Genomic DNA, 22,664 nt, shown 5'->3' on the forward strand with positions numbered 1-22,664 from the left:
GGGTGAACAAGCCGACCCGATACGGAGCGATCGCCTTCTCCTCGGCCACCGAGCGCCGCCAGCGCAGCGGTGGTGGTTTCACCGTCCACGGCAGGCGGATGGCCGACGGCGCCGACATCGGCGAGCCCGAAGAACTGGAGCCCCAAGTGGCGGGCCTGATCCGGCAGGCCGACTCGTTCTACCTCGCTACCGTCACCGGATCCGGCTGGCCCTACATCCAACATCGCGGCGGCCCACTAGGTTTCGTGCACGTACTCGACTCGTCGACGATCGCGTGGGCCGAGTACGCGGGTAACAACCAGTTCGTCACTGTGGGCAATCTCGACATCGACGATCGGGTGTCCCTGTTCTTCATCGATTACCCGACGCGCACCAGGGTCAAGATCTTCGGCCGGGTCGAGGTCGTCGAACGCGCCGACGATCCCGGCCTGCTCGACCGCCTCCTGACCACGTCGGCGGGCCCGATCGACGCACGCTCGGACCGGGCGTTCGTGGTGCGGGTCGAGGCGTTCGACCGGAACTGCACCAAGAACATCACCCCGCGCTACCGCACCGAGTGGATCCAGGACTACCTGCGCGCGGGCCGGGCTCCTCTCGAAGCCGAAATCGAGCGTCTACAACACCGCAACGCCGAGCTCGAGGCCGAAATCGCCCGCCTGAAGTCTTCCCCCTGACCGCCCGCGCCTACCGATCGACGGCGGAGGTGTGGCCGCCGAAGGCGATCCGCAGTTGCCCGAGCAGCACCTTCGCCGCCGGGCCGGGCGGGGGATCGGTGCGCCAGGCCAGGGCCAGCCGGCCGTGGATGGTGGGGTCGACGATGTCGAGGGATCGGACGCCGAAGGCGTCAGCTTCGGCGGTGGTGAGGGCTGGGACGATGGCGGTTCCCAGCCCGCGTGCGGCAAGGTCGAGGAGCAGCGGGGGAGCGGCGGCTTCGAAGGCGATGTTCGGGGTGAAACCGGCGGCGGCGCAGGAGCGTTCGAATACCCCGCGAAGGCCGGTGCCCCGGGTGAGACAGATGAGGCGGCGATCGGCGAGGGCTCCCAAGGTGATGGACCCCGCCGATTCGGCGGGGTCGATGGGCGCATCGTGGGCGACGGCGGCGACGAGCGCGGTCTCCAGGATCACCTCGAGTCCGATGCCGGAATCTATTGGTGCGCCGGTCAATCCGGTCAGCGCGATGTCGAGTTCACCGTGTTCGACGGCGGCGAGCATCCTCTCCGCGGTGTCCTCGGTGAGGCTGATCCCGACCTGCGGATGATCGTGGTGGAAATCGGCGAGGACGCCCGCGACATCGAAGACCTCCGATGCTGCCCCGGAGATCATGCCGAGCCGGACCTGACCCCGCAGCAATCCGGTGAATTCCCCGACCGTGTCGCCGATCCGGTCGGCGGCGGCCAGGGCGGCGCGTGCGTGTGTGAGCACCGCGGCGCCGACGTCGGTCAGTGTCACGGTGCGCGCACCGCGGTCGAGCAGACGTTGCCCGAGTTCACGTTCGAGTTGGCGGATCTGGGTGCTGAGGCCGGGCTGGGACAAGTGCAGCCGTTCGGCGGCCTTGGTGAACCCGCCCTCGTCGACGATCGACACGAAGTAGCGCAGCTGACGCAGTTCCATAACTATTGATTATAGGTAATAGAATATCCATCTCTTGTACTTATTCATCTTCGGCGAGCAGAGTCGAAGACATGACCGATATCGCAACGAAGTTCGCTGGTCCTGTCTTCACTCCGGACGACCCCGGGTACGCCGAGGAGATCGCCGGCTTCCAAACCGCCTACACCCACCGTCCGGCGTTCGTGGTCGGCGCCCAGCACGGCCAGGACGTGCGCGCCGCCGTGGAATTCGCCGCACGGCGCGGGCTGTCGGTGGCCGTGCAGGCGACCGGACACGGTCTGTCGGTAGCCACCGACGGTGGCGTGCTCATCACGACCGGACGCATGGACGCCATCACCGTCGACCCGCAGGCTCGTACCGCTCACATCGGGGCCGGGGTGCGGGCGGGCGCGTTGGTCGAGGCGGCCGCGCGGTACGGGCTGGCGCCGTTGAACGGGTCGTCGCCGTCGGTGGGCGTCGTCGGGTATGTGCTCGGCGGCGGGCTCGGATTGCTGGCCCGTGAATTCGGTTATGCCGCAGATCATGTGCGCCGCGTCGAACTGGTGACCGCCGACGGCAGGATGCGCTCGCTCGGCCCGGACGACGAGCTGTTCGGGGCGGTACTGGGCTCCGGCGGGAACTTCGGCGTGGTGACCGGTCTCGAACTCGATCTCGTGCCCGTCGCCGAAATCTATGGTGGTCAGCTGGTTTTCGACGCGCCCCTGGTCGACGCGGCGCTGGAGGCATGGCGCACCTGGACCGAGACCGTACCGAGCGCGCTCACCTCCACGATCGCGCTGGTGACCTATCCCGACATCCCGCCCGTGCCGGAATCCTTGCGAGGCCGCCACGTCGCTTCGATCCGAATCGCCTTCGACGGGCCGGACGAGGAGGGGCAGCGGTGGGTCGCGCCTTTGCGGCGGATCGGACCTCGACTGCACGAGGACCTGCGCACGATGCCCTACGCCGAATCGCACACCATCCACAGTGACCCGCCTTTTCCGCACGCCTACGCCGCGACCAACGCGCTGCTCTCGGAGCTGACCCCGCAGGGTCTGTCCGCGCTGCGCGCGTTGACGGCCCCGGGGGGATCGGTCGACGCGGTCATCGACATCCGCCATCTCGGTGCGGCCCTGCGCCACGGTGGCCCGGCCTCGATCGATCATCGCGATGCGGAGTACATCGTGCGGGTGATCACCGGTCCCGGCGAGGGTGACTCCGCACCCGAAGGGCTCGCGAAGGTGCGAGAAGCATTGGCGCCGTGGACGATCGGGCACAGTCTCGCGTTTCTCTACGGTGCGGGCGGCGCGGCGGACGAGGCCCAGACCGCGGCAGGCTACTCCCCGGATACCTACCGCTGGCTGGCGGCGGCGAAAGCGAAGTACGACCCGCGAAACATGTTCCGCGCCAACCGCAATATCGCCCCCGGTTCCTAGCGCCGCTTGCTCGGCCTCTCGATATCTACTATCTTAGTGATATCACTCAGATATCGGGAGGATGTCATGGAGCTGCGGTCCGCATTCCGCGTCAATGGATTCGTCGTCGTGCTGGGGTGGCTGGTGTTCACCCTGTTGTTCGGGGCCGCCGCCGTTCTCGCGTTCATCGCCGCCACCCAGCACAACGGTGGCGCACTGGCCTGGATCGGCGCGGTGGCCGCCATCGTCGTGATCCTGGTCGTCTGGTTGCTCGCCACCGGGCTGATCATCGTCAACCCCAACGAGGCCAAGGTCGTCACCTTCTTCGGCCGCTACATCGGCTCGGTGAGCGAGCCCGGGTTCTTTTCCGTGGTCCCGCTCACCGACCGCAAGTCCATCTCGCTGCGCGTGCGTAACTTCGAGACCCAGAAGCTCAAGGTCAACGACGCCGACGGCAACCCCGTCGAGATCGCGGCGGTGGTCGTCTACAAGGTGGTCGACAGCTTCAAGGCCGCCTTCGCCGTCGACGACTACGAGGAGTACGTCGAGACCCAGTCCGAGGCGGCGGTGCGCCACCTCGCCACCACCCACCCCTACGACGCCCACGACGACTCCCGCACCAGCCTTCGCGACGGGGCCGAAGTCGCCGAGGAACTGACCGTCGAATTGCGCGAACGCACCCTCACCGCCGGCATCGAGGTGATCGAGGCCCGTATCACCCACCTCGCCTACGCCCCCGAGATCGCCCAGGCCATGCTGGTCCGCCAACAGGCCGCCCAGGTCGTCGCCGCCCGTACCCAGATCGTCGAAGGCGCCGTCGGCATGGTCGCTCTCGCCCTCGACCGCCTCGCCGAACAGGGCACCGTCGAACTCGACGAGGAACGCAAGGCCAACATGGTCTCCAACCTGCTCGTCGTCCTGTGCGGCGACCGCGCCACCCAGCCGGTGGTCAACACCGGATCCCTCTACTCCTGAGCCGCCCGATGACCCAGCCGAAGAAGGACCCCAAAAAGATCCTGCTACGGCTCGACCCGGCCGTCCACGAGGCAATAGCCAAGTGGGCGGCCGACGACCTGCGCAGCATCAACTCCCAAATCGAATACGCCCTCCGCCTTGCCCTCGACCGAGCAGGCCGAAAGCCGCGTTGAGCAACCTCGCGTTAAGCCTTGTGACACAATCGAATCCAGCATTCAGAGGGAAATTCGAGGATCGTTTACAGCGGTGCTCGACTGAACTACGGGGGTTGGATGTCGAAAGAGCTCGTCTATGTCGAGGTATTGACCGGCTCGGGGAGTTTGCTGACAGAGCGGCTCACCCGCGATCTCGCCCGACATCTGGCAGGACACGAGGTCGAGGTTCGTTTCGCCGAAGCGATTGAGCCGCTTGCGCAACACAAAGGTGCGGTTGGGGACGCGCTGGTGCTGGTTGTGGGCGTCGCCTCCTCAGCGGGAACAGCCACGGCGGTCACGACGATCGTCAAGGAATGGTGCCGACGAGACCGTCACCGGCGGGTCGAAATGCGGTTGCCGGACCGGGTGCTCGTGATCGACGGCAACCCGGACGATCAGCTCGCGATCATCGAGAAGTTCGTCGAAACGGCGGTGCCGGTCCACCAGGCCGCAGCTGATTCCGGCTCGGGCGAGGACCAGGCGGTGTCATCGTGAGTCGGCTGGCCCGTCGTCGCGCGTTGTTGATCGGTAACGAGAGCTACACCCACCCGGGCTTCGCGCCGTTGCCGTCGGTGCGCACCGACCTGACCATGGTGGAAGAGGTGCTGCGCGACCGCCGCGTTGGAGCCTTCTCCGATGTCGAGTCGTTGATCGACTTGACCACCGACCAGATGCGAACGGCAGTAGACGAATTCGTCGCCGACAGCAGAGAAGACGAGTTGATGGTCTTCTACTTCTCGGGACACGGGGCGCGAAGCGTTCGGTCCGACGGCGAATTCCATTTCATCGGCACCGACTCCGACCCGGATCGGTTGGGCGAGACCAGCATGCGCGCCGGATTCGTCAACCAGTTGCTCGAACAGTGCGTGGCACCGCAGAAGGTGGTGATCATCGACAGCTGCCGTAGTGGCGGGTTCTCGGTTGGCCTACGCACCTCCGATGCCGTCCCTAAGGGCGCGGTGGACGGTCACCCTGCCGCCCTGGCGAGCCGAGGTGTCTACGTGGTGTCGTCCTCGCGGGCCGGTGAGGCATCGTTCGTCGGTCGCGACGCGACACAGCCGTCGGTGTTCACCGGGGTGTTCGTCGAGGCGATGCGAACCGGTGCGGCGGCGGGTGGCAAGTCGGAGCTTTCGGTGGCGGCGCTGTTCGAATTTGTCAACGACCGACTTCGTCGTCAGGATGCCGGGCAGACGCCGGTGATCTCGGCATCGGGAGTGGACGGCCGCATCATTCTGGCGGCATCACCGTTGTCGCCCATCCAGCTCGACGTCGCGGCCAGCCCCAGATCGGGCGCTGAGATCGGCGCATCGCCGTCGAAGTCACTTACTCCGGACTGGAAGCGACTGCTGACCTATTACGAGACGTGTCTGCGTGCGGAGCAACTCGCCTGGTTGTCACTGGACGACCACGACACGTACGCCTGCATCCCGGGGCGCGAACGGCTGCTGGTGGGCGATCTCGACGACGATCACGCCATCGAGGTGCCGACGGAACTCGAAAAGTTCGTCGCTCAGGTCGCCGACGCGAACGAACAGCTCTGGACCGGGTATCCGGCGGTAGTCGTGCGGCCGGGTGGTCGTTCGGCGCGTGCGACCGCGACTCGCAAATTCGCTCCGCTGTTGATCCGGCGCCTCGAGCTCGGCGGGGCCGCCGACCGGCTCGTCCCGGTCGGGCCGCCCATCGTGAATCCGATTCTGCTGCAAGAATATCTGGAATCCGAGGCCGCGTCGGCGTTCAGGGCTACGAACCCACCTGGCACGCGGGCGAATACACAGCGTTAGCCGCCGAGGTACGCCAGATTCTGCGCAACGAGCTCGGCGTCGTCACCGTCGATGAACCCGAGCCGGAATTTCTCGATGACTCGCTGACCGCCGCTACCGGCGCGGTCGGTGCGCGCAACGTCGCAGTGTTGTTCCGCATGTCGGCAGCCGATGGCGGTCCGAACAAGAAACTCCTCGCCGATCTCGCCGCGCTCGCGGAGCGGGTCTCGCAGATCCCGCGTACCGCGCTGGCCTGTCTCGGCCCCGCGGATGCCGTACCCGCCCCCGTACCGGTGTCGACTCGGCGATTGGTGACGCCGCTGCCGTGCAACGAGGCCCAGGCCGAGATCATCCGCTCGGCGATGGCTCGTCCGCTGACGGTTGCGACCGGCCCGCCGGGCACCGGCAAGAGTCAGCTGGTGGTCGACCTGGTGGCCACCGCGGTGTGCGCCAGCGAAACGGTACTTGTGGCATCCACCAACAACAAAGCGGTCGACGAAGTGTGGAGTCGTTGCGAGAAGCTGATTCCTGGCACGGTGATCCGAACGGGCAGTCAGGCCTATCAGGCGAACCAACAGGCGGGTCTCGACCACCTCGCCGGTCTCCGACCCGCCGTCCAGTCGATGTCGACACTGACGGTCATGGTCGATGCCGCCACCGCCGAGCTCGACCGTCAGCGCCGCGAGCTCGCCGACCTTGCGGGAGACGAGGTGACATTGCTCGACGTCGCGGACGTCCGGGAAGCGGTTGCCGCGAAACTCGGCCTGCGTGTCGAACAGATTGCCCTGCTGTTCGAGCGCATCGATCCTGCCGCGCTCATCCGCAAAGCTGTCGCGGTACGGCGGTTCTCCCTGATCGCAGGTTGGAGGTGTCGACGACTGGTCCGTCGGCTCGGGCTGGCCGAAAGTCCGGAAACAGTTGAGCGTCAGTGCGAGCTGCTGAGCGAACTGGCCGCAGCCGAGCTCACCTGGCGCCGACTCCATGCTTCGGAGTCCGCCCGGCCCAGCGATGCCGAGCTCTTCGCACGGTTCACTGACTCGACGGACACACTGCAGTCAGCCTCGACGGAACTGCTCGATGCCGTGGTGCGGTCCAACGCCGTGCGCGGGCGGCGACAGATCGACGCGCTGTTGCGGCACCAGTCCGGTCCCGATTGGCCGGCAAAACGTGCGGCGCTGGCCGGAGCTGCAGCATGGGCGGTGACGGCACAATCGGCGCGTGCCTTTCCGCTCGACGCCGCGTTGTTCGATCTGGTCGTGATCGACGAGGCGTCGCAGTGCTCCATCGCTGCGGTCCTGCCGTTGCTGTTCCGGGCGAAGCGGGCGTTGATCATCGGTGACCCGATGCAGCTGACACATATCACCACGCTGGACGGCAGAGGCGAGATCGCCGCGGCGGCGACCGCACAGATTTCAGCCGCGTGGCTCGAACGGCGGCGGATGTCGTATCTGCGACATTCCGCGTTCGAGGCGGCGGAACAGTCGTTCGGCGAGAGCCTGCTGTTGGACGAACACTTTCGGTGCCATCCCGACATCGCTGGGGTCGCCAACGACCTGTTCTACCGCGGTCAACTGACGGTGCTGACCGATGTGCGCAAGCAGAATGGCACCGACCAGGCGCCGGTCGTATGGCGCGATGTCGCCGGAATCGCGCAGCGCGGAGCTCAGAGTTCTTGGTACAACCGCGAAGAGATCGATGTTGTGCTCAGCCTGATCGCGCAACTCCAGCAGCCGGGACGATTGCCGTGTGGAACGACGATCGGTGTGGTCACGCCGTTCAAGGCGCAGTCCGACGAGATCAAACGCCGGCTCGACGGTTCCGATGGGGTCGTTGTCGGCACAGTGCACACCTTCCAAGGCGGTGAGTGCGACATCATCATCTTCTCCCTTGTGGCCTCGCCGGAAATGCCCCGCCGATCGATCGAATGGCTCGACCGGCAACCGAACCTGTGGAATGTGGCGATAACCCGCGCCCGTGCGCACCTGTTCGTCGTGGGTGACAGCCGCGTCTGGCAGTCGCGCCGCATCGGTAGCGCGCTCGCCGCTGCTGCCGAACCGGCGGCGGCGGTCGGCGAGGCTGACCCTGTGCTGAATCGACTGCACCGCTACATGATTCGCCGGGGGGCGACCGACCTCGCCTTCGGATCTCCGATGGCCGGCCACTACACCGACGCGATCGATCGGCGTCCGGACGGCTCGGTGTGGGGCGTGGTGGTCGATCGTGGTGCGGGCGCCAACGCGGCGGATCGGCATTTGCGACTGATGCTGCAACACACAGACCTGCGCAAGGTTTCGTCGCAGCGGTGGGATGCCGTCCGCGTGCCGATGTGGCGACTGCGGGAGTCGGCCGAGCACGATCCGCATGCCCACCAACGTCGGACTTGAGCTCTACCTGACTGGCTCAGCCGACTCCGAGAACGCGGGTGAGGAGGCGTTGGCGGGTTCGGGTGTCGGATTTGGCGAGGACGGCTTTGACGTGGTCGTTGACGGTGTGTTCGGAGAGGAACAGTTCCGCGGCCAGTTCGTGGGAGTCCAGGCCCGTGGCCAGCAGCGTCAGGACCTGGGATTCGCGGGTGGAGAGGGCGTGGGCTCGGGCGAACAGGTCGAGGCGTTCGGTGGCGGTGCTCGGTTCCAGGGCCACGGCGATGTCGGGGCCGATGCGGTCGGCTTTGACGGTGAGCCAGCGGTTGCCGCCCAGGTGGATGCGGGAGACGGCGGGGCCGAGCGGGACGGCGGCCTCGGTGGCGAGCAGGGCGGCGGCCGCGTTGTAGACCGAGGCGGGGACGGGGGGAATCGGTTCGTCCGGGGGGAGCAGGCGCAGAAGGGAATCCGCGGCGGCTGCCGTTTGGGAACGCACCCGCAGGGTGTCGTCGAGCAGGACGACCGCGGGGCCCAGTGAAGCGAGCTGGGCGTCGGATTCGACAAAGGTGGCGCCGACGGTACGGCGCAGGCCTGCGGTGACCGGTGCTGTCAGCGTGCTCAGCTCACCGAGTTCTGCTGTGGTGAACGGGGGTTCGCTGTAGCGGAGCAGTTCGAGGAAGCCCCAGCAGCCGTAGCGGTCGGCGAAGGTGACGGTGGCGGAGTCGGTGACGCCGAGATCGTGCTGGGCGGTGCGCCAGAGCAGGGAGCGTTCCGGGTCGCCGTCGGTGGCGCCCAGCAAAGAGTGGGCGCCGGTGCCGCGCACGGTGTCCCAGCGATTGAGCGCAGTGAGATACCGGGCGCGGATCAAGTCGGGCAACAGCGCGAGATCGAGGCCGGGGACGTCGGCGAGCGGCGCCGTCGCGACCGCGGTGACGGGATCGGTGAGCGCGAAGACATGGCCGGTGAACGGGATCCTCGCGCGGATCTCGACCAGGACGAGTTCACGCAATCGTTTGGCGGAGTGCCCGGCGCGGCACAGACGGCCGATCCGGTCTGCCAAGGTGCTCGGCACGCACCCAGTCTACGGCGGAAAACCCCCAGGATCAGGGATGTTCCGGTGCCCGGAACGGGCCGACCATTGAGCTACCCATCCAGCACGACCACGGAGGTCACCATGACCGTCACCCTGCACATCGACAACACCGTTCGCGACTACGACGACTGGAAGGCCGCGTTCGATCAGTTCGAGCGTTTCCGCGCCGACAACGGCGTTCGCGCCTACCGCGTCGGCCGCGTCGAGGGCACACCACCCCGCGTCCTCATCGACCTCGATTTCGACGATCGGGCGGCCGCCGAGGCGTTCCGCGCCGCGTTGGCGACCGTGCTCGCCACCCCGCGCAGCCGCGCGATGGTGATCAGTCACGAAGCCTGGCTCGTCGACGTGGTCGACGAGCAAATTTCGGCCTGATCGACGCGCCGGGCGCCCCACGGGGACAACCGAACTCGAATCCGCCGGTAAATTGATCCGGTGCCCATCTCGTTCGACATTCCTGGAATGCAACAGTTGGACGACACGACCTGGGGGAATCCGGCCACTCGTGACGTCGTCGCGTTGACCTATGTCAACGGCACGCCCGACCTGCCCGCCCGCCTGCACGACCTGAAACGGCTGCGCAGGCGGCTGGCCGAGCACCACGCCCGAACCGGCTGCCTGATCGAGGCCTTCGTGGTGTGGGTGGACCAGTTGCCCGCCCTGCTACGGGTGGAGAAGACCCAACTGCCGGGCCCGCACGGTGAGCTGGTTTTCGCGGCGTCGATCGTGGTGCCCAAGGACCGGTGCTCGGCGGTGTTCCAGGTGATCTGCCCCGAGACCGGGGTGCCCGGTGCGCGCGAGACCTTGATCGGCCGGCAGGTTCGGCGCGACGAGATGTGCCCGCCCCACCCGTACGCGCCCGGTCTGCGCGGCCGGTTGCCCTATCTGCTGTCCGATGACGTCCGCTTCGATGTCGAATTCCCCGATCACGCGCTGACCAGGGCACGCCGCTGGGTCGCCGACACCGTGCCGAACGTGCGCGTGGACCCCTCGTTCGCCGCGCTGCCCGAGTTCTAGGGCTTCTCGGCGATGAAGATGGCGGTCCCGGGGAAGATCTGCCCGCGCAGCGGCGACCACTGACCCCATTCGCGGTCGAGCCATTCCGGCCAATCCGGTTCCACGATGTCCACCAGGTGCAGACCGGCGCCGACGATCTCGCGGACCCGGTCACCGATCGTGCGGTGGTGCTCGACATAGGTCGGCACACCGTCGCCGTCCACCTCTACATAAGGAGTGCGGTCGAAATACGGGATCGTGGCGGTCAGACCCGCTTCGCCCGGATCGTCGGGGAAGATCCAGCGCATCGGATGGTTCACCGAGAACACCCAGCGCCCGCCCGGGCGCAACACCCGAGCCACCTCGCGCATCACCAGCGCCGAATCGGCGACGAACGGCACCCCGCCGAACGCCGAGCAGGCCAGATCGAACGACGCGTCGGTAAAGGGCAGCGCCTCGGCACCCGCCTGAACCAGGGGCACGCGCGGTCCGCCCTGATCCATCGCGGCCACGCCACGCTCCAGCATCCCCTTCGACACATCGAGCCCGACCGGGAACGCGCCGTGCCCGGCCAGCCACCGCGAGCACGGCGCCGACCCGCAGCCGATCTCCAAGATCGTCTTGCCGGTCACGTCGCCGAGGAAACCCATGTCGCCCTCGTGCAGGCCCTCCGGGCACCACACGAACTCGCCGCCCGGGGAGTCGACGCCGAGGAAGTCGGCGTGGGTCTGGTGGTACTGCTCGGCGTCGGCGTCCCACCAGCGGCGATTCGCGCGCTCGCTGTCGCGCGAATCGATCTTGGTTCGGGTGGTTGCTGAGGTACCCAGCAGCGCGTTGGCCTGCGCGTGGCGTTCGTCGTCGGACACGGCCAACAGGGTATCGGCGTGGTGCGGGGGGTGGTTTGCCCGGCTCGGCGCGGGTCGCGTAGGCTGATGCACGCTGTAGAGGGACGCTGAATTTGATCAGCGGCAAGTGCGACGGTCCGTGCGATACTTTACCGGTATCCCTTCGTCGCGTCGTCGCGGTGATCTCGCAGCGTACCGAAAGATCCAATGTCCGCAACCGACCACAATCCGTCCGGAGCAAACCCACATATGCCCACCACCGTCACCTCGCCGCAGGTAGCCATTAACGACATTGGCTCCGCCGAGGATTTCCTGGCCGCCATCGACGCAACGATCAAGTACTTCAACGATGGTGACATCGTCGAAGGCACCATCGTCAAGGTCGATCGTGACGAGGTCCTGCTGGACATCGGTTACAAGACCGAAGGCGTCATCCCCTCCCGCGAGCTCTCCATCAAGCACGACGTCGACCCGAACGAGGTCGTTTCCGTGGGCGACGCGGTCGAGGCCCTGGTCCTCACGAAGGAGGACAAGGAAGGCCGCCTGATCCTGTCGAAGAAGCGGGCGCAGTACGAGCGCGCGTGGGGCACGATCGAGGAGCTCAAGGAGAAGGACGAGGCCGTCAAGGGCACCGTCATCGAGGTCGTCAAGGGCGGCCTGATCCTCGACATCGGTCTCCGTGGCTTCCTGCCCGCCTCGCTCGTCGAGATGCGTCGTGTCCGCGACCTCCAGCCGTACGTCGGCAAGGAGATCGAGGCCAAGATCATCGAGCTCGACAAGAACCGCAACAACGTGGTTCTGTCGCGTCGCGCCTGGCTCGAGCAGACCCAGTCCGAGGTCCGCAGCGAATTCCTGCACCAGCTCCAGAAGGGCCAGGTCCGCAAGGGCGTCGTGTCCTCCATCGTCAACTTCGGTGCCTTCGTGGACCTGGGTGGCGTCGACGGCCTGGTGCACGTCTCCGAGCTGTCCTGGAAGCACATCGACCACCCGTCCGAGGTTGTCGAGGTCGGCAACGAGGTCACCGTCGAGGTTCTCGACGTCGACCTGGACCGCGAGCGCGTCTCCCTGTCGCTCAAGGCGACTCAGGAAGACCCGTGGCGTCAGTTCGCCCGGACCCACGCCATCGGCCAGATCGTGCCCGGCAAGGTCACCAAGCTGGTTCCCTTCGGCGCCTTCGTGCGCGTCGAAGAGGGCATCGAGGGCCTGGTCCACATCTCCGAGCTGGCCGAGCGCCACGTCGAGGTCCCGGACCAGGTTGTGGCCGTCGGCGACGACGCCATGGTCAAGGTCATCGACATCGACCTCGAGCGTCGTCGTATCTCGCTGTCGCTGAAGCAGGCGAACGAGGACTACAACGCCGAGTTCGACCCGTCGAAGTACGGCATGGCCGACAGCTACGACGATGCGGGCAACTACATCTTCCCCGAAGGCTTCGACCCCGACACCAACGAGTGGCTCGACGGGTTCGACAAGCAGCGTGAAGAGTGGGAAGGCCGCTACGCCGAGGCCGAGCGTCGCCACAAGATGCACACTGCCCAGATGGAGAAGATGGCAGCCGACGCTGCCGCCGAGGCCGCCGCTGGTGGTCCCGTCGCGGGCAACTACTCCTCCGAGACCGGTGGCAGCGCGGCTGCGTCCACCTCCGGTCCGGCCGAGTCCACGGGCGGCTCGCTGGCCAGCGATGCCCAGCTCGCGGCTCTGCGGGAGAAGCTCAGCGGCAACGCCTGATTCACCGGTAACGGCTGAATCACCCTTTGCACTACCGAAGGCCCTGGTCCATACGGACCGGGGCCTTCGGCCTTTTCCGGTGGGTGTAGCGTGTGCGCGATTGCTCCATCCCCTACGGGAAAGGTGCTCCACTCCGATGAGTTCTGGTCCCTTCGCCGGCCTCAACCGGCGACAGTTCCTCGCGAAAGCGATGGCCGCCGGTGCGGTGGGAACGCTTGCCACCTGGGCGAATCCGATTATCGACCGAGCTTTCGCCGCCGATCCGGTGGGGATGGGCGGGCTCGGCGATATCGAGCACTTCGTCTTGCTCATGCAGGAAAACCGGTCCTTCGACCACTATTTCGGCACCCTGTCGGGGGTGCGTGGGTTCGGCGAATCCTCCGCGTCGTGGCGTCAGTACGGGTGGTCGCCCGGAATCGGGCCCACCGCAGACGGTTTCGTCGAACCGTTCCGGCTCGACACCACCCGCGGCGCCACACTGGACGGGGAGTGCATCAACGACCCCGACCACACCTGGCCGGGCATGCACAAGGCATTCAACAACGGCCGCAACGACGGCTGGATGCCGATGTCGGTGGCCTCGGTCGGGCCGGCGAACGCGCCCGCGGCGATGGGTTACTACCTGCCGGAAGACATTCCGATCCACACCGAGCTCGCGCAGGCGTTCACGCTGTGCGACAACTACCACTGCTCGGTGCTCGGCCCCACCGACCCCAACCGGCTGTACTGGATGAGCGCGAGCATCGACCCCGACGGTCTGGCGGGCGGTCCGCTGGTGGAGACGCCGACCCTGCTTCCGAAGAACGTCTACAGCTGGCGTACCTACCCGGAGAACCTGTCCGAGGGCGGGGTGCCGTGGAAGATCTACAGCAATCGCGATGTCGGCCCGGCCTCGTCGATGATCCTGGACGGCATGATGGGCTGCTTCACCCAGGCCGCCGACCCGAATTCCGAACTGGCACGACGCGGTATCGCACCGACCTACCCGAACGACTTCCAGGCCGACGTCGCCAACAACACGTTGCCCGCGGTGTCCTGGGTGGTGCCGTCGCTGCTGCACTGCGAACACCCCGCGCTGCCCGCGGCTTTCGGTGCGCTCGGCATAGTGCAGCTCCTCGATATCCTCACCTCGAATCCGGCGGTGTGGGAGAAGACGGCGCTGATCATCAGCTACGACGAGAACGGCGGCTTCTTCGACCACGTCACGCCGCCGACCCCGCCGCCCGGCACCGCGGGCGAATTCCTGACGGTGCCACTGGATCGGGTGCCCGCCGCGGGCGGGATCACCGGCCCGATCGGACTGGGTTACCGGGTGCCGTGCATGGTGATCTCGCCGTACAGCCGCGGTGGGTTGGTCGCCTCGCAGACCTTCGACCACACGTCCCAATTGCGGTTGCTGGAAACCAGATTCGGCGTCGATGTGCCGAATCTGACCGCGTGGCGACGCAGCGTCACCGGCGATATGACGTCCACGTTCGACTTTGCCGCGGCGCCTGATGCCGCGAAACCGGTGCTGCCCGACCCCCGCCCCAAGGCCGACGCGGCGATCGCGCAGTGCGGTCCGAATATCGCGGCGGGCACTCTCGGACAGGGTGTGCCGTACCCGGTGCCGCCGAATGCGATGCCGGCGCAGCAGCCGGGGGCGCGGCGCGCGCCGAGCGGTCTCGTCGGCGTCTGAGCCGGGGGTGGGCTCGGCATCGCGCCGGGCCCACTGTCAGCTCGCGGCGGCGGGCGACCAGTATCCGGTGGCCATGCTCGGGCGTTTGCGCATCGCGGCGAAGCTGTGTCTGGCGGGGGAGAGCAAGGTACTGAACCAGGAGCGCCGGTACTCGGCGAGAGTCGCTGCGACAGGCGGGAATTCGATGCAGTGCACACCGCCCGGCATACCGAGGCGGTGGCGAGCCGCCCGGTGGTTCCTGGTACTCATGATCATCCTCCGGTAGTCGTGCGGCCTTCTCGCCTGCGCGGAAGATTAATCCACGCGACGCGCCCGGCCCGGGATCTTCCGCCGCTCCGGGCATGGGCGTGTCGGAGCAGGTGCCACGGCGCGGCGGCGGGGATGCGAGACTGGGCCCATGTTGCGGATCGGCCTCACCGGAGGCATGGGAGCGGGTAAATCCACAGTGGCGCGGACGCTGGTCGAACTCGGGGCGGTGCTCATCGACTCCGATGCGATCGCCCGCGAGGTCGTCGCCCCCGGGACGCCGGGTCTAGCCGCGCTGGTCGAGGAGTTCGGTGAGGGCATTCTGAGCCCCGACGGCAGCCTGGACCGGCCCGCGCTGGCCGCGGTCGCCTTCGCCGACGATGTGTCGCGGGGCAAGCTCAACGCCATCACCCATCCGCTGGTCGGCGCCCGCACCGCGGATCTGATCGGCGAGGCGGCCACCGATGCCGTTGTGGTGCAGGATATTCCGCTCCTGGTCGAGAATGGGCTCGCGCCGCTGATGCAGCTCGTCGTGGTGGTGGGGGCCGAGGAGGAGACCAGGCTGCGCAGGCTGGTCGAACACCGCGGCGTGGCCGAAGCCGACGCGCGAGTCAGGATCGCGGCCCAGGCCACCGACGACCAGCGCCGCGCGGTCGCCGATGTGTGGCTCGACAACAACGGTGCGCCGGAGGTGGTCGAGGCGCAGGTCCGTGACCTGTGGACGCGGCGGCTGGTGCCGTTCGAGCGCAATCAGCGCGAGGGCGTCCGGGCGCGAGCCGGCTATGTTCTCGTCACCGACCCGGAATGGGATATGCAGGCGCGCAGGATCATCGCCCGGCTGCACCTGGCCTGCGGTGCGTCGGCGGTGCGCATCGATCACGTCGGATCCACCGCGGTGCACGGACTCCCCGCCAAGGACATCATCGACATCCAGGTGACGGTGGCCGACATGGCCACGGCCGAATCGCTGACGGATGCCTTGACGGCCGCCGGGTTCCCGCTCGCTCCCCAGGTGACGCACGACAATCCGAAACCGAGTCACGGCGATCCCGAGGGGACCGACTTCGCCCGGTGGGGAAAGCGTCTGCACGGCAACGCCGATCCGGGAAGGCCGGCCAATATCCATCTGCGCGTGCGGGATTCGCTCGGCCAGCGGTTCGCGCTCGATCTGCGTGACTGGTTGCGCGCGAACGAGAGCGCGCGGTCGGAGTACCTGGCGGTCAAGCGCGGAGCCGAGCTCGCGGCGGCGGATCTGACCGGCGACGCGGCGGGTGACGCCTACTACGTGGTGAAGGAACCGTGGTTCGACGCGGTCTATCCGGTGGTCACCGAGTGGGCCACCGCTCGCGCGTGAACCGCGTACCAATCTGTTAAACGTCAATGTTTCGGAAACTGTCCGCACGCTGTCGCGCGCTGTGTAAATTGTGCGAAGTCACTACAGGGTGACTCGATTCACAGGGAAGTTGTAGCGCGTATGACAACACATCACCGTCAGTTCGGCCGTGCGGGCTTCGGCATCACCGCACTCGGCGCCGTCGCCGCCAGCCTCGTGCTGGCCGCTCCGCAGGCCTCGGCCTGGGTCGGCAATCTCGGCGTGGCCGGAACCGACCACAAGGTCGGTTGCAGCTACAAGTTGACCGCCAGCGTTGAGGTCGACCGGCTGACCTCGGTGAAGTTCACCGACAACGGCGTGGATATTCCGGGCAGCCCGGTGTCGCCGTCGCTGCTCTCGGGCACCGTGAGCATCACCTGGAAGCCGACCACGGCGGGCCAGCACAAGCTCGAAGCGCGTCAGCTGCTGATCAGCGACTCGATCACCGTCACTGTGGGTGCGGCGGGCAGCACCGGAAGCGCGTCGTGCGGCGGTGGCCTCGCGGATCTGTTCCCGAGCCTGTCGGCCGGCTGATACCGACTCCCCGCACCGCCCGGACCCGCCTACCGAGGTCCGGGCGGTTCGTCGTTTCGGCGCCAGGTCAGCGTCATCCCGAAGGTGCTCAGCCACTCCTCGAGTGAATAGCCGTGCGCGGCGATCCCGTCGATCGCCGCGGTGGCGTGTTCGATCGCCGCCTGACACTGCGCGGCGTCCAGCAGGCCGTCGGTGTGCGCGGCCAGCAGCTCGTCGACGTCGACGAGCCGGACATCACGCCGAGTGCGGACCAGTACGTCGAGGTAGTGGTCGACCGAGCGCCACAGCGTCGGCGACTCCCTGGTGAACGCGCCCACATCGACATAGATGTCCTGCCACTGCTCGACGCCGGGGTTGTAGTGCAGCTTCGACGCCCGCAGCGACAGCTCCGGCAGCACCCACGATTCCAGGTAGTGGAAGTGCGCGTGATCGGAGTGGCGACCCATGTACAGGCCCCACGGTTCCACCCGATAGATCTCCACCGGCCGGACGAAACCTTTGGGATCGGTGTTCGTTCCGGCCGCGACGTCGAAGTACTCGACCTTGGGTGGATGCACGTGCACGGTGGATGCCTGCGTCATGAGCGCAGAATCTACCGGCGCGTGCCGACCCGCGCCCGGTCGCCGGTCACATCCAGGTCAGGGTGATCTCCTGCGACCGCAACCATTGCTCGACATCGTGGTCGTTGGCCGCCAGCCCGTCGAGCGCGTGCGCGGCACGCTCGAACGCCCGGTCGGCGTGCTCGGTGCCGACATGGCCCGCGGCGTGCGCGGCGAGCAGCTCGCTGGACCCGGACAGCGTCGAGGACCGGCCGCGCCGCACCGCGATGTCGAGGAAGTAGTCGGTGGCCCGCCACCGTTTCGGCCCGACCTGGACGCACTCGATGATGTCGAGCACGTAGTCGTGGCTGCGGTGATGGCCGGGCCGGTCGTGGCTGATGGTGGCGCGAATGGCCTGGCCGGGCAGCATCCACGACTCCTCGTAGCGACCGTGCGGCCGGTCGAGGATGCGGGCCAGGTAGATGCCCCACGGCTGCACTTCGTACCGGTCGACCGGGCGGATGTAGCCCTTGGCGTCGGTGCTGGTCAGCTCGGCCAGGTCGAAGTATTCGACCCGGGGTCTGGCAGAGGGGGCGACGGTCGTGGAGACGGTGGTCGGTGTTAGCGGGCCGCGTATCTCTCTGGCGAAATAGCCGGCGAATCCGGTTACCGCGGGAGCCGCGACGAGCAGGGGAAGTAGAACGCTCATGGCCTTGTCCTTCACCACGTCCGATGATCAACTCAGGGTACGCCCGCATCGGGAGTTGTGGCGTGGTCGATTCGGCGCCTCGATCGTCGAATATCCTTGGCGCAAGGGACTTTTCGGACATCGCGCGAAGTGCCGGTCATTCGCCGCGTTCGTGGGCGGTCGCCCCGACCAGGCGAAATGGGGGTCGCCGACGGTTTGCTTGCCGGTGGCTGTCGTCACAGTCGCGCAGTGCCGCGACGGCATCGATGAGCAGAAGTTCACCAGAACGACCACGACCCGACCGGCGGCGCTCGGCGCGGCGCGGGGTGTGGCGGACGGGCGGCGGCTCGCTTGGAGCGCAAACGTGTCAGTGGTCGCGCCTAAGCTGGATCCATGGCATTCGCAACCGAGATCCCGACGGAAGGGTACGAAGAGCGGGGTCACCCGATCGCCCATTCCGAACACCGCCCCGTCGGCACGATCGAGCGCTCGGGTGCTCGATTCGAGGTGGTCAGCGAGTACTCGCCCGCCGGCGACCAGCCCGCGGCCATCGCCGAGCTCGAGCGCCGGGTGAACGCGGGGGAGAAGGACGTCGTCCTGCTCGGCGCCACCGGTACCGGTAAATCGGCGACCACCGCCTGGCTGATCGAGAAGTTGCAGCGCCCCACGCTGGTGATGGCACCGAACAAGACCCTGGCCGCGCAGCTGGCCAACGAGCTGCGCGAGATGCTGCCCAACAACGCGGTCGAGTACTTCGTCTCGTACTACGACTACTACCAACCCGAGGCGTACATCGCCCAGACCGATACCTACATCGAGAAGGACAGCTCGATCAACGACGACGTCGAGCGGCTGCGGCACTCGGCGACCTCGAGTCTGCTCTCGCGTCGCGATGTCGTGGTGGTCGCCTCGGTGTCGTGCATCTACGGTCTCGGCACCCCGCAGTCGTATCTGGACCGGTCGGTGCAGCTCGAGGTCGGCGGCGAGATCGACCGCGACGCGTTGCTGCGGCTGCTCGTCGACGTGCAGTACACCCGCAATGACATGTCGTTCACCCGGGGTTCCTTCCGGGTGCGCGGCGACACCGTGGAGATCATCCCGTCCTATGAGGAGCTGGCGATCCGCATCGAGTTCTTCGGTGACGAGATCGAGGCGCTCTACTACCTGCACCCGCTCACCGGTGACGTGGTGCGCCAGGTCGATTCGGCGCGCATCTTCCCGGCCACCCACTACGTGGCCGGTCCGGAGCGGATGGAGCGCGCGGTCGGCGACATCGAGGCCGAATTGGCCGCGCGGCTCGAGGAATTGGAACGTCAGGGCAAATTGCTCGAGGCTCAGCGGTTGCGCATGCGCACCGAATACGACCTGGAGATGATCCGTCAGGTCGGCTTCTGCTCGGGCATCGAGAACTACTCGCGCCACATCGACGGGCGCCCGGCGGGTTCGGCGCCTGCGACGCTGCTCGACTACTTCCCCGACGACTTCCTGCTCGTGATCGACGAATCGCACGTCACGGTGCCGCAGATCGGCGGCATGTTCGAAGGTGACATGTCGCGTAAGCGCAACCTCGTAGATTTCGGTTTCCGGTTGCCGTCGGCGGTCGACAACCGGCCGCTGACCTGGGAGGAGTTCGCCGGTCGAATCGGCCAGGCGGTGTATCTGTCGGCGACACCGGGCAACTACGAGCTGGGTCAGGTCGGTGGTGAGGTGGTCGAGCAGGTCATCCGCCCGACCGGCCTGGTCGATCCGAAGGTCGTGGTCAAGCCCACCAAGGGGCAGATCGACGACCTGGTGCACGAGATCCGTGAGCGGTCGGAGCGCGACGAGCGGGTTCTGGTCACCACACTCACCAAGAAGATGTCCGAAGACCTCACCGACTACCTGCTCGGTCTCGGTGTGAAGGTCCGCTACCTGCACTCCGAGATCGACACGCTGCGGCGCGTCGAACTGCTCCGACAGCTACGCCTGGGCGAATACGACGTGCTCGTCGGCATCAACCTGCTGCGTGAGGGCCTCGACCTGCCCGAGGTCTCGCTGGTCGCGATCCTCGACGCCGACAAGGAAGGCTTCCTGCGGTCGAGCACCAGCCTCATCCAGACCATCGGCCGCGCGGCGCGCAACGTGTCCGGCGAAGTGCACATGTACGCGGACAAGATCACCGACTCGATGCAGCACGCCATCGAGGAGACCGACCGTCGCCGTGCCAAGCAGATCGCCTACAACACCGAGAACGGCCTCGACCCGCAGCCGCTGCGCAAGAAGATCGCCGACATCCTGGATCAGGTGTACACCGAGGCCGAGGACGAGGTGGCCGTCGGCGGATCGGGCCGCAATGCCAGCCGTGGCAGGCGCGCCCAGGGCGAACCGGGCCGGGCCAGCTCGGGTATCTACGCCGAACGCGATGTGAAGTCGATGCCACGTGCCGAATTGGCCGCCCTGGTCACCGAACTCACCGCGCAGATGATGAACGCGGCCCGCGAATTGCAGTTCGAGCTGGCGGGCCGGTTGCGTGACGAGATCGCCGACCTGAAGAAGGAGCTGCGCGGGATGGACGCCGCGGGGATTTCTTGACCATGCCGGCGCCACGGTCCCCGGGCGACCCCGCCCCCGAGTCGCGCGACCGATCGCGCGGGTGCTGCTCGGAGGCGAGGCCGCTGCGGACCCGGCCCGGCGAGGCGCTACGCCTGCTCGGCCATCCACGCGGCGACGCGGCGGTCGGCCTCCTCCTTCGAGACGTCCTCGACGCGGGTGATCACCGCCCAGCGGTGGCCGAAGGGGTCGATCACCACGCCGAAGCGATCTCCGGTGACGAAGGTCTGCGGCTCCTCGGCGCTGCGGGCACCGTGGGAGAGCGCGCGGGCGATCACCGCGTCCACGTCGGGGCAGTAGTGCACCACCGAGGTGTGCACCCAGTCCTCGGGGGCGCGGACATTGTTGTCGGGGATGGGCATTCCGAGCTGCAGGGTGGAATCCCCGATGAGCAGTTCGGCGTGCGCGGGCTGGCCGTCGGGCAGATCGGCGCGGCTGAGCACCTTCGCCTCGAAGACCGCGGTGTAGAAGTCGATGGCCGCGTTTCCGTCCGGCACGGCCAGGAAACAGGTGATGGAGTGGTAGCCCTCCGGAATGGGCGCAACGGGATTGGTCATGACTACGATCCTGCTCCGCGGCCGACGGCCCGTCTTGTAAGAACGCGACAGATCGGCCGATGATGACGGCGGCGCCGGATCCCGGTGATGTGAAAGGAATCCTGCACCCGGAGGAGCAGGCGAGACACCGGTCGCTGAACCGGCTGGGGGTCGGGCCCGCGCTGGCCGAGTTCGCGGACCGGTACTGGGTGGTGCGGTGGGATCTGCGCGGCCGGCCCAGCTATTCGGCGCAGGTGCTGTCGTTCCCGTGTGTGAACGTCACCTTCGAACGCAGCACCATCCGCACCGGCGGCTTCGTCACCGGGGTGTGCACGACGAAGTACGTGCGCGAGCTCGCCGGGGAAGGCGAGACCTTCGGCATCCGGTTCGCCCCCGGCGGATTCGGTGCCTTCACCGGCATGGATGTCGGCGCGCTGCGCGATGATTCGGCCCCGCTGTGTGCGGTGTTGCCGGAGGCCGCGGGCCTGGCCGACCGAGTGCTGGCCGAACAGTCCGACGAGCGCCGCCGCGACATCGTCGAGGAGTTCTTCGCGGGCCGTGGTCGCACCGACGATCCGCACTACGCGCTGGTGACCCGCATCGTCACCGCCATGGCGAACGATCCGGAGCTGACCAGGGTCGACCAGGTCACCGATCGTTTCGCCGTTCCGATCCGCACCCTGCAACGCCTGTTCCGCCGCTATGTCGGGGCAGGCCCGAAGTGGGTGCTGTGCCGGTTCAGATTGCAGGACGCCGCCGATCTGCTCGCGCACGGCCGCCCTGATCTCGCGGTACTCGCGGCCCAGCTCGGCTATTTCGACCAGGCGCATTTCAGCCGCGAATTCACCGCCGAGATCGGGATGTCGCCGACGGAATACGCGCGCAGCGCACAGGCGGTGAGCGCTGTCCCCACGGCGCGCTGACCGGGTGCGTCCAGACCCGAGAAGTAGGGGGTCTGAAATATTAGCGTTCCACCTTGGAACAGCGGTGTTCGTCGATAGTGTCACCGCATTCGCAGCGGCCGTTGCTGCGTGGAGAAGTCAGGACATCAACAGTGACAACATCATTCGATCGGACCGCCCGTCTCGGCGCCGCCCTCGCGACCGCGCTGGCCGCCACGGCTCTGCTCGCGCCGGGCGCGCACGCGGACATCTCGGATGGCCAGCGGGTCAGCGTATCGAGTGCCGATCCGAAGGTCGGCTGTTCCTACACGGTGGTCGCGGTCAACGTCGTCGGCTACAGCTCGGGCCACGCCGGCGCACCGGTGACCTTCTACGACAACGGTGACGTGATCGACACGGTCGCGATCCCGGCGATCGGCGAGACCAAGACCTCCTGGCGTCCCGCCGCCGCCGGCTCGCACCAGTTGACGGCGAAAGTCGACAGCTATCTCAACAGCTGGTGGATCACCCCCGCCACGGTGACCGTGGCGGCGAATACCGGCACCGGAAGCGCGGCCTGCGGGTTCCCCAGTTTCTCCGGTTGATGTGATCAAAGTCCCAGCCGCACTACGTCGTTGATCGTGT

The 22,664-nt window shown here is 67.2% G+C and carries 23 protein-coding genes; 16 read left to right on the forward strand and 7 right to left on the reverse strand.

What is annotated here, in order from left to right; genetic code table 11:
- Window positions 1-2: 2 nt before the first annotated feature.
- Complete coding sequence (locus ACFQ9R_RS26620; RefSeq protein WP_378994078.1) at window positions 3-674, forward strand: pyridoxamine 5'-phosphate oxidase family protein; 672 nt, start codon at window positions 3-5, stop codon at window positions 672-674.
- A 10-nt stretch (window positions 675-684) separates the two neighbouring features.
- Here ACFQ9R_RS26620 and ACFQ9R_RS26625 read toward each other — a convergent pair whose 3' ends face one another.
- On the reverse strand, window positions 685-1,611 hold the full coding sequence (locus tag ACFQ9R_RS26625) for a LysR family transcriptional regulator (RefSeq protein ID WP_378994080.1): 927 nt from the start codon (window positions 1,609-1,611) through the stop codon (window positions 685-687).
- Between the two features lie 71 nt (window positions 1,612-1,682).
- On the opposite strand from ACFQ9R_RS26625, the gene ACFQ9R_RS26630 reads away from it, so the two are divergent.
- From ACFQ9R_RS26630 to ACFQ9R_RS26655, 6 genes are all read left to right on the forward strand, one after another.
- Window positions 1,683-3,026, forward strand: a complete 1,344-nt coding sequence (locus tag ACFQ9R_RS26630) for an FAD-binding oxidoreductase (protein WP_378994082.1) — start codon at window positions 1,683-1,685, stop codon at window positions 3,024-3,026.
- 66 nt (window positions 3,027-3,092) lie between these two features.
- Window positions 3,093-3,980 (forward strand): SPFH domain-containing protein, encoded by an 888-nt coding sequence (locus tag ACFQ9R_RS26635; protein WP_378994084.1) that lies wholly within the window; start codon window positions 3,093-3,095, stop codon window positions 3,978-3,980.
- Between the two features lie 8 nt (window positions 3,981-3,988).
- Window positions 3,989-4,153, forward strand: a complete 165-nt coding sequence (locus ACFQ9R_RS26640) for a toxin-antitoxin system HicB family antitoxin (RefSeq protein WP_378994086.1) — start codon at window positions 3,989-3,991, stop codon at window positions 4,151-4,153.
- 99 nt (window positions 4,154-4,252) lie between these two features.
- Window positions 4,253-4,669, forward strand: a complete 417-nt coding sequence (locus tag ACFQ9R_RS26645; protein ID WP_378994088.1) for a hypothetical protein — start codon at window positions 4,253-4,255, stop codon at window positions 4,667-4,669.
- Window positions 4,666-5,955 carry a caspase domain-containing protein gene (locus tag ACFQ9R_RS26650; protein ID WP_378994090.1) on the forward strand — a complete coding sequence of 430 codons (1,290 nt, stop codon included), beginning with the start codon at window positions 4,666-4,668 and terminating at the stop codon, window positions 5,953-5,955. The genes ACFQ9R_RS26645 and ACFQ9R_RS26650 overlap by 4 nt, the downstream gene beginning before the upstream one ends.
- A 137-nt stretch (window positions 5,956-6,092) precedes the next feature.
- Window positions 6,093-8,318, forward strand: coding sequence for a DEAD/DEAH box helicase (locus ACFQ9R_RS26655; RefSeq protein ID WP_378994092.1), 2,226 nt, complete (start codon window positions 6,093-6,095; stop codon window positions 8,316-8,318).
- Between the two features lie 16 nt (window positions 8,319-8,334).
- Here ACFQ9R_RS26655 and ACFQ9R_RS26660 read toward each other — a convergent pair whose 3' ends face one another.
- Complete coding sequence (locus ACFQ9R_RS26660; RefSeq protein ID WP_378994094.1) at window positions 8,335-9,366, reverse strand: LuxR C-terminal-related transcriptional regulator; 1,032 nt, start codon at window positions 9,364-9,366, stop codon at window positions 8,335-8,337.
- A 102-nt stretch (window positions 9,367-9,468) separates the two neighbouring features.
- Between ACFQ9R_RS26660 and ACFQ9R_RS26665 the strand changes: the two genes are divergently transcribed.
- Complete coding sequence (locus tag ACFQ9R_RS26665; protein ID WP_378994096.1) at window positions 9,469-9,762, forward strand: hypothetical protein; 294 nt, start codon at window positions 9,469-9,471, stop codon at window positions 9,760-9,762.
- Between the two features lie 87 nt (window positions 9,763-9,849).
- Window positions 9,850-10,404 (forward strand): hypothetical protein, encoded by a 555-nt coding sequence (locus ACFQ9R_RS26670; protein WP_378994098.1) that lies wholly within the window; start codon window positions 9,850-9,852, stop codon window positions 10,402-10,404.
- Here the strand turns inward: ACFQ9R_RS26670 and ACFQ9R_RS26675 are convergent.
- Window positions 10,401-11,249 carry a class I SAM-dependent methyltransferase gene (locus ACFQ9R_RS26675; protein ID WP_378994100.1) on the reverse strand — a complete coding sequence of 283 codons (849 nt, stop codon included), beginning with the start codon at window positions 11,247-11,249 and terminating at the stop codon, window positions 10,401-10,403. The genes ACFQ9R_RS26670 and ACFQ9R_RS26675 overlap by 4 nt on opposite strands.
- A 228-nt stretch (window positions 11,250-11,477) precedes the next feature.
- Between ACFQ9R_RS26675 and rpsA the strand changes: the two genes are divergently transcribed.
- On the forward strand, window positions 11,478-12,956 hold the full coding sequence (rpsA, locus tag ACFQ9R_RS26680; protein ID WP_067457490.1) for a 30S ribosomal protein S1: 1,479 nt from the start codon (window positions 11,478-11,480) through the stop codon (window positions 12,954-12,956).
- A 136-nt stretch (window positions 12,957-13,092) separates the two neighbouring features.
- On the forward strand, window positions 13,093-14,634 hold the full coding sequence (locus ACFQ9R_RS26685; protein ID WP_378994102.1) for a phospholipase C: 1,542 nt from the start codon (window positions 13,093-13,095) through the stop codon (window positions 14,632-14,634).
- Window positions 14,635-14,670: 36 nt separating this feature from the next.
- On the opposite strand, the gene ACFQ9R_RS26690 is transcribed toward ACFQ9R_RS26685, so the two are convergent.
- Complete coding sequence (locus tag ACFQ9R_RS26690; RefSeq protein ID WP_378994104.1) at window positions 14,671-14,883, reverse strand: hypothetical protein; 213 nt, start codon at window positions 14,881-14,883, stop codon at window positions 14,671-14,673.
- 148 nt (window positions 14,884-15,031) lie between these two features.
- On the opposite strand from ACFQ9R_RS26690, the gene coaE reads away from it, so the two are divergent.
- Together coaE and ACFQ9R_RS26700 are read left to right on the forward strand one after the other, a co-directional pair.
- Entirely contained in the window at window positions 15,032-16,234 is a 1,203-nt protein-coding gene (gene coaE / locus ACFQ9R_RS26695) for a dephospho-CoA kinase (protein ID WP_378994106.1), read from the forward strand.
- Between the two features lie 120 nt (window positions 16,235-16,354).
- Complete coding sequence (locus tag ACFQ9R_RS26700) at window positions 16,355-16,786, forward strand: hypothetical protein (RefSeq protein ID WP_378661173.1); 432 nt, start codon at window positions 16,355-16,357, stop codon at window positions 16,784-16,786.
- Window positions 16,787-16,815: 29 nt separating this feature from the next.
- Here the strand turns inward: ACFQ9R_RS26700 and ACFQ9R_RS26705 are convergent, their stop codons facing one another.
- Together ACFQ9R_RS26705 and ACFQ9R_RS26710 are read right to left on the reverse strand one after the other, a co-directional pair.
- The gene (locus ACFQ9R_RS26705) at window positions 16,816-17,367 is read right to left on the reverse strand and encodes a DUF402 domain-containing protein (protein ID WP_378994109.1); all 552 of its coding nucleotides are present in this window, start codon (window positions 17,365-17,367) and stop codon (window positions 16,816-16,818) included.
- A gap of 46 nt (window positions 17,368-17,413) precedes the next feature.
- Window positions 17,414-18,034, reverse strand: coding sequence for a DUF402 domain-containing protein (locus tag ACFQ9R_RS26710; protein ID WP_378994111.1), 621 nt, complete (start codon window positions 18,032-18,034; stop codon window positions 17,414-17,416).
- A 372-nt stretch (window positions 18,035-18,406) separates the two neighbouring features.
- Here ACFQ9R_RS26710 and uvrB point away from each other — a divergent pair, with 372 nt between their 5' ends.
- Window positions 18,407-20,584, forward strand: coding sequence for an excinuclease ABC subunit UvrB (gene uvrB / locus ACFQ9R_RS26715; protein ID WP_378994113.1), 2,178 nt, complete (start codon window positions 18,407-18,409; stop codon window positions 20,582-20,584).
- A gap of 107 nt (window positions 20,585-20,691) precedes the next feature.
- Here the strand turns inward: uvrB and ACFQ9R_RS26720 are convergent, their stop codons facing one another.
- Window positions 20,692-21,159, reverse strand: coding sequence for a VOC family protein (locus ACFQ9R_RS26720; protein WP_378637085.1), 468 nt, complete (start codon window positions 21,157-21,159; stop codon window positions 20,692-20,694).
- Window positions 21,160-21,218: 59 nt separating this feature from the next.
- On the opposite strand from ACFQ9R_RS26720, the gene ACFQ9R_RS26725 reads away from it, so the two are divergent.
- Complete coding sequence (locus ACFQ9R_RS26725; RefSeq protein WP_378994115.1) at window positions 21,219-22,061, forward strand: helix-turn-helix domain-containing protein; 843 nt, start codon at window positions 21,219-21,221, stop codon at window positions 22,059-22,061.
- Between the two features lie 131 nt (window positions 22,062-22,192).
- Window positions 22,193-22,624, forward strand: a complete 432-nt coding sequence (locus ACFQ9R_RS26730) for a hypothetical protein (protein WP_378994117.1) — start codon at window positions 22,193-22,195, stop codon at window positions 22,622-22,624.
- The last annotated feature ends 40 nt before the right edge of the window (window positions 22,625-22,664 follow it).

This window comes from Nocardia sp. NPDC056541, assembly GCF_042794235.1.
Taxonomy (GTDB): domain Bacteria; phylum Actinomycetota; class Actinomycetes; order Mycobacteriales; family Mycobacteriaceae; genus Nocardia.

Bases quoted from the DNA above. Each gene is read 5' to 3' on its own strand.
- ACFQ9R_RS26625 (WP_378994080.1), bottom strand. From the start codon at position 1,611: ATGGAACTGCGTCAGCTGCGCTACTTCGTGTCGATCGTCGACGAGGGC.
- ACFQ9R_RS26700 (WP_378661173.1), top strand. From the start codon at position 16,355: ATGACAACACATCACCGTCAGTTCGGCCGTGCGGGCTTCGGCATCACC.
- ACFQ9R_RS26720 (WP_378637085.1), bottom strand. From the start codon at position 21,159: ATGACCAATCCCGTTGCGCCCATTCCGGAGGGCTACCACTCCATCACC.
- ACFQ9R_RS26710 (WP_378994111.1), bottom strand. From the start codon at position 18,034: ATGAGCGTTCTACTTCCCCTGCTCGTCGCGGCTCCCGCGGTAACCGGA.
- ACFQ9R_RS26655 (WP_378994092.1), top strand. From the start codon at position 6,093: ATGTCGGCAGCCGATGGCGGTCCGAACAAGAAACTCCTCGCCGATCTC.
- coaE (WP_378994106.1), top strand. From the start codon at position 15,032: ATGTTGCGGATCGGCCTCACCGGAGGCATGGGAGCGGGTAAATCCACA.
- ACFQ9R_RS26635 (WP_378994084.1), top strand. From the start codon at position 3,093: ATGGAGCTGCGGTCCGCATTCCGCGTCAATGGATTCGTCGTCGTGCTG.
- ACFQ9R_RS26705 (WP_378994109.1), bottom strand. From the start codon at position 17,367: ATGACGCAGGCATCCACCGTGCACGTGCATCCACCCAAGGTCGAGTAC.
- uvrB (WP_378994113.1), top strand. From the start codon at position 18,407: ATGGCATTCGCAACCGAGATCCCGACGGAAGGGTACGAAGAGCGGGGT.
- ACFQ9R_RS26665 (WP_378994096.1), top strand. From the start codon at position 9,469: ATGACCGTCACCCTGCACATCGACAACACCGTTCGCGACTACGACGAC.
- ACFQ9R_RS26645 (WP_378994088.1), top strand. From the start codon at position 4,253: ATGTCGAAAGAGCTCGTCTATGTCGAGGTATTGACCGGCTCGGGGAGT.
- ACFQ9R_RS26670 (WP_378994098.1), top strand. From the start codon at position 9,850: ATGCAACAGTTGGACGACACGACCTGGGGGAATCCGGCCACTCGTGAC.
- ACFQ9R_RS26685 (WP_378994102.1), top strand. From the start codon at position 13,093: ATGAGTTCTGGTCCCTTCGCCGGCCTCAACCGGCGACAGTTCCTCGCG.
- rpsA (WP_067457490.1), top strand. From the start codon at position 11,478: ATGCCCACCACCGTCACCTCGCCGCAGGTAGCCATTAACGACATTGGC.
- ACFQ9R_RS26690 (WP_378994104.1), bottom strand. From the start codon at position 14,883: ATGAGTACCAGGAACCACCGGGCGGCTCGCCACCGCCTCGGTATGCCG.
- ACFQ9R_RS26630 (WP_378994082.1), top strand. From the start codon at position 1,683: ATGACCGATATCGCAACGAAGTTCGCTGGTCCTGTCTTCACTCCGGAC.
- ACFQ9R_RS26725 (WP_378994115.1), top strand. From the start codon at position 21,219: ATGATGACGGCGGCGCCGGATCCCGGTGATGTGAAAGGAATCCTGCAC.
- ACFQ9R_RS26640 (WP_378994086.1), top strand. From the start codon at position 3,989: ATGACCCAGCCGAAGAAGGACCCCAAAAAGATCCTGCTACGGCTCGAC.